The 13,411-nt window shown below is 70.7% G+C and carries 10 protein-coding genes and 1 pseudogene; 6 read left to right on the top strand and 5 right to left on the bottom strand.

Translation table 11 applies throughout. The features are described 5' to 3' along the window. The first annotated feature begins 104 nt into the window (after positions 1–104). Positions 105–1,481 carry an MFS transporter gene (locus ABD691_RS10800; RefSeq protein WP_344679433.1) on the top strand — a complete coding sequence of 459 codons (1,377 nt, stop codon included), beginning with the start codon at positions 105–107 and terminating at the stop codon, positions 1,479–1,481. A 215-nt stretch (positions 1,482–1,696) separates the two neighbouring features. After that, a complete protein-coding gene (locus ABD691_RS10805; RefSeq protein WP_344679434.1) occupies positions 1,697–3,493 on the top strand; it encodes a thiamine pyrophosphate-requiring protein in 1,797 nt (598 codons plus the stop codon). Here the strand turns inward: ABD691_RS10805 and ABD691_RS10810 are convergent. After that, positions 3,490–3,678, bottom strand: coding sequence for a hypothetical protein (locus tag ABD691_RS10810; RefSeq protein ID WP_344679435.1), 189 nt, complete (start codon positions 3,676–3,678; stop codon positions 3,490–3,492). The two genes, ABD691_RS10805 and ABD691_RS10810, sit on opposite strands and share 4 nt — an antisense overlap. Before the next feature lie 100 nt (positions 3,679–3,778). Here ABD691_RS10810 and ABD691_RS10815 point away from each other — a divergent pair. Further along, a pseudogene (locus ABD691_RS10815) lies at positions 3,779–4,001 on the top strand (LLM class flavin-dependent oxidoreductase); the annotation flags it as partial. 218 nt (positions 4,002–4,219) lie between these two features. On the opposite strand, the gene ABD691_RS10820 reads toward ABD691_RS10815, so the two are convergent. Then, positions 4,220–5,701 carry a flavin-containing monooxygenase gene (locus ABD691_RS10820; RefSeq protein ID WP_344679436.1) on the bottom strand — a complete coding sequence of 494 codons (1,482 nt, stop codon included), beginning with the start codon at positions 5,699–5,701 and terminating at the stop codon, positions 4,220–4,222. Between the two features lie 22 nt (positions 5,702–5,723). Beyond that, positions 5,724–6,668 (bottom strand): patatin-like phospholipase family protein, encoded by a 945-nt coding sequence (locus ABD691_RS10825; RefSeq protein ID WP_344679437.1) that lies wholly within the window; start codon positions 6,666–6,668, stop codon positions 5,724–5,726. 48 nt (positions 6,669–6,716) lie between these two features. On the opposite strand from ABD691_RS10825, the gene ABD691_RS10830 reads away from it, so the two are divergent. Beyond that, positions 6,717–7,352, top strand: coding sequence for a TetR/AcrR family transcriptional regulator (locus ABD691_RS10830; RefSeq protein ID WP_344679438.1), 636 nt, complete (start codon positions 6,717–6,719; stop codon positions 7,350–7,352). A gap of 74 nt (positions 7,353–7,426) precedes the next feature. On the opposite strand, the gene ABD691_RS10835 is transcribed toward ABD691_RS10830, so the two are convergent. Beyond that, the gene (locus ABD691_RS10835) at positions 7,427–8,455 is read right to left on the bottom strand and encodes a baeRF2 domain-containing protein (protein ID WP_344679439.1); all 1,029 of its coding nucleotides are present in this window, start codon (positions 8,453–8,455) and stop codon (positions 7,427–7,429) included. A gap of 156 nt (positions 8,456–8,611) precedes the next feature. Then, positions 8,612–9,532, bottom strand: coding sequence for an NmrA family NAD(P)-binding protein (locus ABD691_RS10840; protein WP_344679440.1), 921 nt, complete (start codon positions 9,530–9,532; stop codon positions 8,612–8,614). A gap of 88 nt (positions 9,533–9,620) precedes the next feature. Between ABD691_RS10840 and ABD691_RS10845 the strand changes: the two genes are divergently transcribed. Beyond that, entirely contained in the window at positions 9,621–10,178 is a 558-nt protein-coding gene (locus tag ABD691_RS10845) for a TetR/AcrR family transcriptional regulator (RefSeq protein ID WP_344679441.1), read from the top strand. Positions 10,179–10,323: 145 nt separating this feature from the next. Continuing rightward, positions 10,324–13,335: an AfsR/SARP family transcriptional regulator gene (locus tag ABD691_RS10850; protein ID WP_344679442.1), complete on the top strand. Its 3,012-nt coding sequence runs from the start codon at positions 10,324–10,326 to the stop codon at positions 13,333–13,335. The last annotated feature ends 76 nt before the right edge of the window (positions 13,336–13,411 follow it).

Consider the following 13,411-nt stretch of genomic DNA (forward strand, 5'->3'; position numbering starts at 1 on the left):
CCTCGTGAATCCGCTTTTGCACGGCGGTAACGAGACTCGGGATCCGATGAAACACGTCATTTCTACGGTCTCGGCGGACACCTTATAAGAGGAAGGACCACCCCTTGGCTTCAACGCTGAACTCCAGGGCCCCGTCCGGCCGCCGGGTCATCGGATGGAATCCCGAGGACGAACAGTTCTGGGAGAATTCCGGAAAATTCGTGGCTCGGCGCAACCTGATGCTGTCCATCTTCTCCGAGCACCTGCAGTTCTCCGTTTTCGGCATCTGGTCCGTGCTGGTGCTGTTCATGTCCCCGAAAATCGGTTTCGACTTCGACGCGGGCGAGAAGTTCCTGCTGATCTCCACACCTGCTCTGGTCGGCTCGCTGCTCCGGCTGCCCTACAGCTACGCGGTGACCCGCTTCGGCGGCCGGAACTGGACGGTCTTCAGCAATTCGATCCTGCTGGTGCCCGCGCTGCTGGCCTTCCACTTCGTCCAGCAGCCGCACACGCCGCTGTGGGTGTTCCTGGTCATCAGCGCCCTGACCGGCGTCGGCGGTGGCAACTTCGGCTCGTCGATGACCAACATCAGCGCCTTCTTCCCGCAGCGCAAGCAGGGGCTGGCGCTGGGACTCAACGCGGGTGGCGGCAACATCGGGGTCGCCGTGATCCAGATCGTGGGCCTGCTGGTGATCACGACGTTCGGTGACCTCCACCCCTCCTACGTGTGCGCCATCTACCTGCCGCTCATCGCGCTCGCGGCGCTGCTGGCGGCCTGGAAGATGGACAACATCGACGCCGTGCGCGTCGACCCGCGCGCGTGGCGGGAAGCGGTGGCCGATGCGGACGCCTGGTGCGTTTCCATGCTCTACATCGGCACCTTCGGCTCGTTCGTCGGCTACAGCTTCGCCTTCGGCCTGGTGCTGCAGAACCAGTTCGGCGCCTCGCCGCTGGAGTCCGCGGGGTGGACGTTCCTGGGCCCCCTGCTGGGATCGCTGGCCCGGCCGGTGGGCGGCTGGCTGGCCGACCGCTGGGGCGGCGCCCGCATCACCTTCTGGAACTTCATCCTGATGGCCCTGGGCACGGCAGGACTGCTGGTCGCCTCCAGCCTGAAGTCCCTGCCCATGTTCGTGGCGGTCTTCACCGTGCTGTTCGTGCTGACCGGGATCGGCAACGGCTCGGTGTACAAGATGATCCCCGCGATCTACGCCAGGAAAGCCGAGTCCACTGCATCGGAGCAGGCGTCCGTGGTCTCCCGCAGGCTCTCCGGCGCGCTCATCGGCATCGCGGGAGCGGTCGGCGCTCTTGGCGGCGTCGGGGTGAATCTGGCGTTCCGAGCCTCCTACAACGGCCCCGCGCACAGCGGCGACTCGGCCTTCATCGTCTTCCTCGCGTACTACGCGCTGTGCGTGGCGGTGACCTGGACTGTCTACCTCCGACGCGAACGCACTGCTGCGCAAATGCCCGAGGTCGCAGTACTTGAACGGTCTCGGGCAGCTTAGTTCGAAATCGGCACCGGCGATCATTCGAAATGTTCGCACAATCGTCCCGCAAGATCGTGCGATTGTGCCTACAGATCGTCGGTGCCACGCCGTTCACGATGTCGAAGCCCTTGCGCAGCATCCGCAAAGCGACCTCCGGTAACACCACCTACGTTACGCGGACCGGACTCCTGGGTAAGAACCAGGAAGACCCCGAGACGAGGAGGTGTGTGATCGTGGCGGAACTAGTCGCGGACTTCGTGTTGCGGCGGCTGCGGGAATGGGGTGTCGGACACGTCTTCTCCTACGCCGGTGACGGGATCAACGAGTTGCTGGCGGCGTGGGACCGCGCCGGGGACCGCCCGCGCTTCGTGCAGTCGCGGCACGAGGAGCTGGCCGCGTTCGAGGCGGTCGGGTACGCGAAGTTCTCCGGCCGGGTCGGCGTCTGCGCCGCGACTTCCGGGCCGGGGGCGGTGCACCTGCTCAACGGCCTCTACGACGCCAAGCTCGACGGCGTGCCGGTGGTCGCGCTGATCGGCCAGACCGCCCGCACCGCGCTGGGCGGCGCCTACCAGCAGGAGATCGACCTGATGTCGCTGTACAAGGACGTCGCCTCCGAATACCTGGAGATGGTGACCGTTCCCGAGCAGCTGCCGAACGTGCTGGACCGGGCGATGCGCACCGCGCAGGCCCGGCAGACCGTCACCGCGGTCATCATCCCCGGCGACGTGCAGGCGCTGGAGTACACGCCGCCCCAGCACGCGTTCAAGATGGTCCCCTCCAGCATGGGGATCTCCGAATCGTCCGTCGTGCCGGACGAGACCTCGCTGCGCGCCGCGGCCGAGGTGCTCAACGCGGGCAAGCGCGTCGCGATCATGATCGGGCAGGGCGCGCGGGACGCGGCAGGCGAAGTGCTCGAGGTCGCCGACCGGCTCGGCGCCGGAGTCGCGAAGGCGTTGCTGGGCAAGGACGTCCTGCCCGACGACCTGCCGCACGTGACCGGTGCGGCGGGCCTGCTGGGGACGAAGCCGTCGTACCAGCTCATGCGCGACTGCGACACGCTGCTGATGGTGGGTTCGAGCTTCCCGTACAGCCAGTTCCTGCCGGAGTACGGGCAGGCCCGCGGGGTGCAGATCGACATCGACCCGAACCGCATCGGCATGCGCTACCCGTTCGAGGTCAACCTCCTCGGCGACGCCCGGCGGACGCTGCGGGGCCTGCTGCCGCTGCTCAACCACCAGGAGGACCGCTCCTGGCGGGAGACGATCGAGCAGAACGTGCGCGACTGGTGGGAAGTCATGGATCGCCGTGCGCACGTCGACGCCGATCCGGTCAACCCCGAGCGGGTCTTCCACGAGCTGTCCCCGCAGCTGCCCGGAAACGCTGTTATCACCTCGGATTCGGGCTCGGCGGCCAACTGGTACGCCCGGCACCTCAGGATCCGCGGCGACATGCGAGCGTCGCTGTCCGGGACGCTGGCCACCATGGGGCCGGGCGTGCCGTACGCGACCGGTGCGAAGTTCGCCCACCCGGAACGGCCGGTGATCGCGCTGGTCGGTGACGGCGCGATGCAGATGAACGGGCTCAACGAGCTGATCACGATCGCGCACTACTGGCGGGAGTGGACGGACCCGCGGCTGGTCGTCGCGGTGCTCAACAACCAGGACCTCAACCAGGTCACCTGGGAGCTGCGCGCGATGGGCGGCGCGCCGCAGTTCACCCCGTCCCAGCGCATCCCCGACATCGGCTACGCGGCCGTCGCCGAGGAGTTCGGCCTGCGCGGCAGCAGGATCGACGACCCCGGGCAGGTCGCCGACGCCTGGCGGCGGGCGCTGGCGGCGGACCGCCCCTGCGTCCTGGAGTTCGTCACGGACCCCGCCGTGCCGCCGATCCCGCCGCGGGCCGACCTCGACCAGCTGGAGAAGGTCACCACTTCGCTGCTCAAGGGCGATCCCGAGGCGTGGTCAGTCGTGCGGGAAGGGGTGAAGGCCAAGGCGCAGGAATTCCTGCCCGGCAAGCGGGATCGCGACTAGCGCTGCTCGTCCGCCCGTTCCGGGCGCTCCGCTTGGCTCTCGGCCCGAGGATCGTCGTCAGCAGGCGGCTCGGCGTCGAGAGCCTCCTCCGCCCGCGTGGGATGCTTGCCGCGCAGACGTCCTTCCTGTTCCTTCTCCAGCACGTCGTCCTTCATCGGGCTGTGCTTGTCGCTGCCTCGCTCCATGGTTCGACCTCCTGATCCGGGTTCCGCTTCGGGGTTTTCCGTTGGGCCCGCTGGTCAAACCCCGGCCGCACGTGGCGCTGCGGGATGTCAGCCTGACGGCATGGTCCGCTTCGGACGCACGATGATGACCGAGCAGTCAGGCCCCGGGGACCTGGTGTCCCACTCCGGGGCGGCCGAGCGCGCGGGCTTCGACTTCGAAGTGATCAGCGACCACTACTTCCCTTGGCTGGAAGAGCAGGGGCACGCGCCTTACGCGTGGAGCGTGCTCGGGGCGATGACGCAGGCGACCGAACGCGTCGAGCTCATGACCTACGTGACCGCACGTTCGGCGACCTTCATCCCGATCTCGCTGCGCCCGCCGAGGACGAGCAGCGAACCTCCGTCCGGCTCGGCAGCGTTGTGCCCGAGTTCGCTGTGCTGGGTCATGGTCCGGACGCTACGGACGGGTGCGCGGCCGGAGCATCGGTCGGCCGACCATCGTCGGTCGCCGAAAGTCCGGTCACCTCCAGACCAAAGGTGTAGCCGCCGGCCCGCTGACCGGTCAGGCGTAGCTGTAGTCGTCGACCGGGAACGACGCGGCCTCGCGGAACGCGTTGACCGTGGAGGACGGGCGGAGCAGGGTCGCCTCGCCGTGCGGGTTGAAGTAGTAGCTGTTCGCGGTGGCGCACCGGCCGAGCGCGAAGATCGAGTCGCCGATCCGGTCGGTCATCCGGTCCAGGAAAGCTTCGTTGGCCCGCGAGGTGACCTCGAAGACCGTCGCCCCGCGCCGCCGCATCGCGGTGAACAGCCGGTCGATGTGGCGCATCTGCGATTCGATGGTCGTGAAGTAGGACAGCCCGGAGTAGGAGTAGGGGCTGTTCAGCGAGATCAGGTTGGGGAACCCGGGAATCGCGACGCCTTCGTAAGCCTGGAAGCGGTTTTCCCGCCACCACGCGCCGAGGTCGCGCCCGTTGCGCCCGGTGATGCCGATCGCCGGGAAGTTGGTCTCCCACAGGTCGAACCCGGTGGCCAGCAGCAGGACGTCGATCTCGCGCCGGTTCCCGTCGGCGGTGACGATGCCGGACTCGTCGACGCGTCGGATGGCCGAGGTCTCCAGGTGCACGTGGTCCTTGCCGAAGGCGCGGTAGTAGTCGTTGGAGAACGTGGGCCGCTTGCAGCCGAACGTGTACCGCGGCAGGAGTTTCCGGCGCAGCTCGGGGTCGCGCACCTGGCGGCGCAGGTGGGCCCGGCACCACTGCTCGGCGAGCTTGTTGGCCAGCGGTGCCTGCCGGTAGTGCAGCACGCCGGAGACCATCATCAGTTCCAGCACCGCGGTTCCGGCCAGCCGAGCGATCCGCTGGGTCAGCGGTAACGCGGCGAACAACCGCTGGAGGGCCTTCGGCACCCGGAAGTCGAGCTTGGGGCTGACCCAGATCGGCGTGCGCTGGTAGACGGTCAGCTCGGCGGCGGCCTTGGCGACCTCGGGGATCAGCTGGACGGCGGTCGCGCCGGTGCCGATCACCGCCACGCGCTTGCCCGTGAGATCGCAGTCGTCGTCCCAGTCGGTGGTGTGGACGACCGCGCCCGCGAAGGTGTCGACGCCCTCGATGTCGGGTTTTCTGGGCTGCGAAAGGAATCCGGTGGCGGTGAGCAGGTACTTCGCGGTCACCGGGGCGCTGTCGCGCAGCGACACCGTCCAGTGCGCGTGCTCGGCGTCCCACTCCGCACCGGTCACCACAGCCCCGAAGCGCATGAAGCGGCGCAGGTCGTACTTGTCCGCGACGTGCGCGGCGTAGCGCTTGAGCTCCTCGCCCGGGGCGAACAGCCGCGACCAGTGCGGGTTGGGTTCGAAGGAGTAGGAGTACGTGGCCGACGGGATGTCCACGGCCAGCCCCGGGTAGCGGTTGACGTGCCAGGTGCCGCCGACGTCGGACTCGCGGTCGAGAATGAGCAGGTTGTCGTAGCCGAGCCGGTTGAGCTGGATCGCGGCGCCCATCCCGCCGAACCCCGCGCCCACGATGACGGCCTCGTACTGCGTGTTCATGCCGGTACCTCCGGGTTCGCGTTCATGCCGTTGTCCCGTCCCGCTCGAAAGCCCGAGCGACCCGCCGGGGAGCCGTCTCCCGCGCGACGGCCAGCACCCGCTCGCGGTGCCTGGGGTCCATGAAGTTCGCGCCCATCGCGGCCAGGTCCTCGGCGCCCGGCTCGATCCGGACCACGCGGACGCCCACCGCCCGCAGCCTGCGGACCTCGCCGTCGACCCGGCGGGTCATCGCGGTCCGCAGCAGCCGCTCCAGACGGGTCGCGCCGCGCGCGGGAGCGCCGCCCTCGCTGCTCATCGGGGCGATCACGACGACCTCCGCCACGTCGTGGCCCAGCACCAGGTCGGCCGAGGTGGGCGAGACCACGCCGCCGTCGAGGTAGCGCGTCCCGCCGATCTCCACCGGGGGAAACCAGCCAGGGATCGCCCAGGACGCCGCGAGGGCGTCGCCGAGCCGCGCGCTCGGAGCCCCCGGTGCGCCGAAGGCGACGCGCCGCCCGCGCGGGTCGGTGGCCATCAGCCAGGTCGCGGGATGGCGCACCCATCCCTCCCTGGACGCAAGCGAGTCACCGAGCCTGCGCAGCCAGGTCGCGTCCCCGCGTCCTCGTGGCAGCGCCCCGGCCAGCCCGGCGAGCAGATCGACCTCGCCCCGCACGCCCGCGGCGACCAGCCCGGCCGCGGGCAGCCACGGGAACGGCACCGGCGGGCGCCTCCCCGGCACGTACCTCGCGTGCGCGGCGACGACCGGGTCGGCCTCCGCGCTCCTGGTGAGCGCGCCCAGGATCGCCGCGGGCCGGATCCCGGCGCCCAGCATGGCCACCGCCTCGGCGCCCGCCGAGGTCCCGATGAGGAGGTCGGCCGAGGCCGGGGCCCACTCCGCGGCCAGGGAGTCGAGGACCGCGGTGGTCCAGGCGAAACCCAGCGTGCCGCCGCAGCCGACCACCAGCGCGCGATCGGAACGAGTCGTCATTTTCGGAACGATATGTCAGTCCGAGTGGTGGGACAATACGATGAGCACATGACGACGGATTCGCTTCCGGCCAGCAGAGCCGAACGCAGGAAGCAGGAGCTGCGGCGGGAGATCATCGAAACCGCGTTCGACTGCTTCGCCGAGCGCGGTTACCACGCCACCGCGATCGCCGACATCGCCGCCCGGCTCGGCATCGGCCACGGCACCTTCTACCGGTACTTCCAGAACAAGCGCGACATCGTCGACCACGTGATCACCGACCTGATCGAACGGGTCGTGGCGTCGCTGGCCGCGGAGAACGCGCCGGAGGCGGTCAGCAGCCTGGCGGAGTACCGCGCGCAGGCCGAGCGGATCGGCGACGCGCTGGGGCGGATCTTCGGCAGCGACCCGCGGATCGCGCGGTTCCTGCTGCTCGAAGCGGCCGGGATCGACGCCGAGATGCGCGAGCGCGTGCTGGAGTTCCAGAGCACCGCCGCGCAGCTCACCGCCGGCTACCTGCACCACGGGGTCCAGGTCGGCTACCTGCATTCCGACCTGGACGTCGACGCCACCGCGCGCGCGATCAACGGGATGATCATCGCGGCGGTGCTGGCCGCGCTGTGCGACCCGGTGCCCACCAGCCAGGAGCGCATGAGCGCGGCCATCCGCAGGCTGATGTACGACGGGATCGCCCCGCGCGCGTAGCGGCTGTGCTGATGATCCAACAAGGGCGGGTCATCCAGTAACGGCGGGTCATCCAATAAGGACAGTGTGGCGCTTCATCGCACCGGGAAGCGGAGAATCGCCCCCGCACCGCCGGTCAGCCCGACACCGGAGGGCACCAGCTCGACCGAGGCAGTGGTCTCGGCGCAGGACTTGAACAACGAAGCCTCGCGCTGCGCGGGCACGTTCTCCTCCAGCAGCAGGGTTTCCACCGCGCCCTGCTCCGCCGCCTTCACCACCGAGTCGCCGCCCTGGACCGCGCGGCCCTGCGCCTGCTCCGTCCGCATGCGATCGGCGTTGTATTCCTCCCTGCGCCTGTTCTCCTCGCCCGCGATCCGGATCAGCTCCTCGTCCAGAGCCTCGTCGGACGCGTTCGGCGCCAGGCCGCTCCGCTCCGTTTCGACCAGGCGGTCCGACAGGTCGGCCGGGAGCTCGTCGCGCAGCGCCGTCCGCGCCTGCACTCCACCGGCGAGGACCAGCACCCGCGGCTTGAACTCCGCGGCGACATCGGTCAGGTGCGCCACGACGTCCTTCGCGTTGCGCCGCAGCGTTTCATCGGCCCGGCGCTGGATCTGGTTGTGGGACAAGGCTCCGCCGCGCGGTTTGTGCACGCCTTCGTGCCCACCGCCTTCCACGATCTCGGCGTCGGCCTCGCGCGGCGCGCGGGCTCCGACCACCACGTCCTGGAGCACCTGCGCGCCTTCCTGGTCCGCGATCACCACGAGTTCGGACACCGAGCGCGCCGCTTCCCGCACGTAGGCACCGAGTTCCGGGAGCTCGCCCCAGAAAACCTGGTCCCCGTCCCCGGTCTCGACGTCCCAAGCCTCGTCGAGCAGCACGGAAGATCCGCCCGCGACCAGCACTCGACCGCGCGCGTACTCCTCCCCCGCGCGCTCGCCCACGCGCTTGTCCAGCGCGGCCAACGTCTCGTCGGTGGCGCCGACCTCCCGAAGCCGGTCGCTCAGCCCGCGCCAGCGCAGCTCGACCTGCTTGCCCGCGTCCTCGCCCGGCGTGCGGGCCTCCAGGTAGACGGTCGCGAACGGACCCTCGTGCTCGTACACGTGGCGCAGTTCCGCAAGTTCCATGGGGAACCTCCTTCCCGGCGTCGCTCGATGGCTACCCCTGGCTCGAACGCCTCAAACGGAGCAGTCGCGCATCACGCCGACCAACGCCGACCTCCGATCGGCGTGCACCTCGCCCGATGCGAAAAGGGCGAACCTGCCTACGGTGCGGCTGTACCGTCAGCTTCCGCGGCCTGCCCACAAATGCTCCTGCGCCCAGACTTCGAAGCTGGTCAGCGAAATCCCGAGGGCCCTCGCGAACTCCGGTCGCCCGGGCTGACCGGCGACGTTCAGCCACTCGTGCCCGGCCCCCATCGGCGGCATCCCGGCGGCCAGTGCCTCCGCCTCGGTCATGTCCGGCGCGGGCAACTCCCTTCCCAGAGCGCGGGAGAGGACCTCGGCGATCTCGGCCATCGACAGGTAGTCGCTCGCCAGCTCCAGCTCGACCCTGTCGAACCGCTCCGGCTCAGCGACCGCCGCTGCGGCGGCGCGGCCGATGTCGTCCACCGCGACCAGGGACAGCCGGGTTTCTGGCTTGACAACGCTCACCAGACCGCCCGAGATGCCGCGCGGGAACAGGAATGCCATGGACGGGAGGAAGTTCTCCATGAAAAAGCCCGGCTTGAGGATCGTCCAATGGGCGAAACCGGCCGCGCGGACCCGGTCCTGGATCGCGCTCTTGGCGTCCATGGCCGGTTCCATCGCAGCCCAGCGCCCCTCGGCCCAGCCGGGAGTTTCCGCGTGCTGACCGGCACCGCTGACCGACGTGTGCACGAACTGCTGCACTCCCGCGGCCTTCGCGCCCGCGACGAGGTTGACGCCCTGGGCCACCTCCCCGTCGAAGTCGAAGCCGTCAGCGGTAATGCCGGGCATCTGCACGGAGAAGACGGCGCGGGCGCCCTCGGCGGCCCGGATCACGGAATCGCGGTCGTGGAGATCGCCGGTGACCAGTTCGACGCCAAGCGCCTTGGCCCGCTCGGTGGACGGGTCGCGTACCAGGGCGCGGACGGGAACGCCCGCCGCGCGGAGGGCGCGGACGGTGGCGCCGCCCTGCCTGCCGGTCGCACCGGTGACCAGGACGGGCGCGGATTCTGCGGACATCGTGCTCCTCAGGCGCAATAAACGGCGGGGCCCGCCGTTTCTGTTCAAGTACGATATGGCGGACCCCGCCATTTAGCAAGGAGGCGCCATGCCCGAGAACCAGCGGGCCGACGCCCGGCGCAACTACGCGCGGATCCTCGCCGTGGCAGAGGAGGAGGTCGCCAGCCAGGGCGCCGCCGCGTCCCTGGAGCAGATCGCCCGCACCGCCGGCGTGGGGTCGGCGACCGTGCGCAGGCACTTCCCCACCCGCCGCGCCCTGCTGGAAGCCGTCTCCAAGGAACGGATCGAGGCCCTCCGCGTTCGCGCCCGCGACCTGACCGGAAGGGACGACAGCCGTCACGCGCTCCTGGAATGGCTCGACGAGGTCGTCGCCTACTGCGTCTCCGTCCGGGGACTCGCAGCCGCACTCGCCTACGACGCCGACCCGGTGCACGACAACGCATGCTCGGCCGTGCTGGAAGAAGCGGCAGGCCCGCTTTTGCACCGCGCCGCGCAGGACGGCGCGGTCGCACCCGATGTCACCGTTGCCGACCTGATCATGCTGATCGTCGGCATCACCCTGGCCACCGAGCACCACCCCGACCCCGCCGCCCAGGCGGAACGGCTCTTCCGGCTGGCCGTGGCCGGTCTGAGCCCGCGAAGCTGAATCCCGGCCGGAGGAAACGCACCCGGACCTACGATGGTGCGGTGAATCGAAGGGCTGGGGGTCCATGCGGGTAGCGGTGCTCGGGCCGGTTCGGGCATGCACGGACGACGGGGACGCGATCCGCGTTCCGGGTGCCCGGCCGCGCATGCTCCTGGCAAGGCTCGCGCTGACCGCGGGCGAAAGCGTGCCGACCGGTTCGCTCGTCGACGACCTCTGGGGCACCGATCCCCCCTCGGACGCGCTCAACGCCCTGCACGCGGTGGTGTACCGGCTGCGAAAAGCGTTGGGAGACCCCGGAATCCTGGAATCGACCGGGACCGGCTACCGGCTCGCGGTGACGCCGGAGGACGTTGACGCGCACCGGTTCGAAGACCTGGTCGCCCGGAGCAGGCGCGCGGAGTCGCCGCGGGAATCGGCCACCCTGCTCGGCGCCGCGCTCGCGCTGTGGCAGGGGGACGCGCTCTCCGACGTGCGCGATGCTCCGTTCGCCGCCAGGACCGGCGCGCGGCTGGAGGAGCTGCGACTTGGCGCGGTCGAGGACCGGTTCGAGGCCGAGCTGCGGCTCGGCCACCACGCCGAGATCCTGGCCGACCTGGAGGCGGCCTCCACCGAGCATCCGCTCCGGGAACGCCTTGCCGCGCTGCGCATGCGCGCACTGCACGCCTCCGGCCGCCAGGCCGATGCGCTGGCCGTGTACGAGCAGGTTCGCGGCACGCTCGCCGAAGAACTCGGCGTCGACCCGTCGTCCGAGATCCGGCAAGCCCACCTCGACGTGCTGCGCGGCCCGGCCGAACAACCTCCGCGCTCCGAATCGGCGCCCGGCCGCCTGCCCGCCGTGCTGACCACGTTCGTCGGCCGGGACGACGAGCTGAAGCTGCTCGCCGAGCTGCTGGAGACCTCCCGGCTGGTCACGGTCCTCGGGCCCGGCGGGGTCGGCAAGACCCGGCTGGCCGTGGAGGCGGCGTCCCGGCACCGGGCGCACCGGTGCGGCAGGCTGTGGCTGGTCCCGCTCGCCGGGGCGGGCAACGTGGCCGACGCGGTCCTGGGCGTGATCGGCTCCCCGGACGCGAGGCCCTCCGGCGGCGATCCGCTGGACCGGGTGGCCGAGCTGGTCGGCGGCGGCGAGGCCGTGCTCGTCCTGGACAACTGCGAGCACGTGGTGGAAGAGGCCGCCGAGTTCGCCGGGCAACTGCTGGAGCGGCAGCCGCAGCTGACCGTCCTGGCCACCAGCCGGGAGCCGCTGGAGGTCATCGGGGAGTCGTTGTGCCGCCTCGGCCCGCTCGACCTGCCCCGCCACCGCGCGGATGCCGCCGACGCGTCCGGGTCGGCCGCGGTGCGGCTGTTCGTCGACCGGGCGGCGGCCGTGCGGCCCGGATTCGAGCTGAACCAGTCCACCGTGGACTCCGTGGTAAACGTCGTGCGCAGGCTCGACGGCCTGCCGCTGGCACTGGAGCTGGCCGCGGCCCGGCTCCGGTCGATGGGACCTGAGCAGGTCGAACGGCGGCTCGACGACCGGTTCCGCCTGCTGTCCAGGGGAAACCGGTCCGCGCAGCCTCGGCAGCGGACCCTGCACGCGGTGATCGAGTGGAGCTGGGACCTGCTGACCGAGCGGGAAAGGCTGCTGGCGAGCCGGATGTCGGTGTTCCCCGCCGGGGCAAGCGCGGCGGCCGTGGAGGCGGTGTGCGCGGATCCGCCCGCCGACGACGTGCTGGACGCTCTGGTCGACAAGTCCATAGTGGAGCAGACCGCGAACGGCTACCGGATGCTGGAGACCATCCGGGCGTATGCGGCGGAAAAGCTCCGGCAGTCAGGAGAAGAGGAGTCGGTCCGGGACCGGTTCACGCGCTACTTCGCCGAGCTGGCCGAGGAGCACGAGCCGCTGCTGCGCTCGTCCCGGCAGCCGGAGTCGCTGGTCGTCTTCGACGCCGAGTACGACAACCTGGTGTTCGCGCTGCGATCGGCCATCGACGGCGGAGATCCCGGGACCGCGGTCCGGATCCTGTCCCCGCTGTACTGGTACTGGAAATCCCTGCGCTACGACGCGCGGGCCGCCGACTACGTGGCCGGGGTGGCCGCGTTCGGCGACGCGCTGCCCGACGACGCCCGCGCCGCGTTCACCGCGATCCACCTGCTGGCCGGTGACAGCGGGCCGACGGCCGACACCGAGCGCACGCGGGATCTGATCGAGGACTGCTCGCGCACCGGGGCGTTCCAGCGCTACCCCATGCTGGTCGTGGCGACCCTGCCGATGGCCCACTTCTGCGGCCTGGACGAGCTGGTGGAACGCCAGATGCACGAGGTGCGCGCCCGCGCCGACCGGTGGACCACGGCCTGCACGCTGCTGGTCGAGGCGTTCATCCACCACGACCGCGGTGCGTGGGAGGCCGGTTCGACCGCGTTCGCGCAGGCGCTGCGCGGGTTCGAGGAGACCGGCGACGGGGTGTGGACGGCGATAGCGCTGGCGGGCCAGGCGAAGGTGCACTCGGTCGGCGGTGATCACGAGAAGGCGATCGGTGCCCTCGAACGCGCCCTCGCACTGGCCTCGCAGGACGCGTTCGCGCACCGGATCGGGCTCGCCACCGAGCGGATGCGCGCCGGAGACCTCGACGGCGCCCGGCTCGATCTCCGGGCCGCCGAGCAGGAGGCGCTGGCCCGAGGTCAGCGCCTCCTGGAGGTCGAGTTCCTCGTTGCCGTGGCGGAGTTCCACCGGCGTTCGGGGCAGCCCGACCGCGCCGACCAGGAGCTCGACCGCGCCGCGCTGCTCGCTGTCGACACGCCGATGTCCGGTGCGCAGACCGATGTCCGGCTCGCACCCTCGCGGATGGCGAACCGGCTGGCCGCGGGTGACGCTGCCGGAGCGCGTGCGCTGCTCCCCCGCACTGTCGATGCGGCTTTCCTGCACCGCGATGTCGCGCCCGCGGCGCAGCTGCTTGCCGGTTTGCTGCACCTGGAAGGGGATCCGGTGGGGGCGGCGACCGCGTTGGGGACGAGTGCGGCCATCCGCGGGGCGTTCGACCAGGGTGATCCGGAGGTGCGCTCGCTCCGCAGTGAGCTTGCCGGGGTGCTCGGGCGAGGCGCGTACGACGAGGCGTTCCGCCTGGGCGCGGATCTGCCCCGCCGCGAAGCAATGGAACGGCTGGCCCCTGACCATCGCTGACACCGGCGCGCCGGCGCTGTCAGGCCGGTGCAAGGCCGCTGTCATCGCGGGTCGGCATCGTCACCGGCGTGTCGAA

The organism is Saccharopolyspora taberi (genome assembly GCF_039534165.1).
GTDB classification, from domain to species: Bacteria; Actinomycetota; Actinomycetes; order Mycobacteriales; family Pseudonocardiaceae; genus Saccharopolyspora_D; species Saccharopolyspora_D taberi.

Excerpts from the sequence above, each read along its gene's own strand:
- ABD691_RS10810 (WP_344679435.1), bottom strand. The coding sequence starts at position 3,678 with ATGGAGCGAGGCAGCGACAAGCACAGCCCGATGAAGGACGACGTGCTG.
- ABD691_RS10820 (WP_344679436.1), bottom strand. The coding sequence starts at position 5,701 with ATGAACACGCAGTACGAGGCCGTCATCGTGGGCGCGGGGTTCGGCGGG.
- ABD691_RS10825 (WP_344679437.1), bottom strand. The coding sequence starts at position 6,668 with ATGACGACTCGTTCCGATCGCGCGCTGGTGGTCGGCTGCGGCGGCACG.
- ABD691_RS10830 (WP_344679438.1), top strand. The coding sequence starts at position 6,717 with ATGACGACGGATTCGCTTCCGGCCAGCAGAGCCGAACGCAGGAAGCAG.
- ABD691_RS10835 (WP_344679439.1), bottom strand. The coding sequence starts at position 8,455 with ATGGAACTTGCGGAACTGCGCCACGTGTACGAGCACGAGGGTCCGTTC.
- ABD691_RS10840 (WP_344679440.1), bottom strand. The coding sequence starts at position 9,532 with ATGTCCGCAGAATCCGCGCCCGTCCTGGTCACCGGTGCGACCGGCAGG.
- ABD691_RS10845 (WP_344679441.1), top strand. The coding sequence starts at position 9,621 with ATGCCCGAGAACCAGCGGGCCGACGCCCGGCGCAACTACGCGCGGATC.
- ABD691_RS10850 (WP_344679442.1), top strand. The coding sequence starts at position 10,324 with ATGCTCCTGGCAAGGCTCGCGCTGACCGCGGGCGAAAGCGTGCCGACC.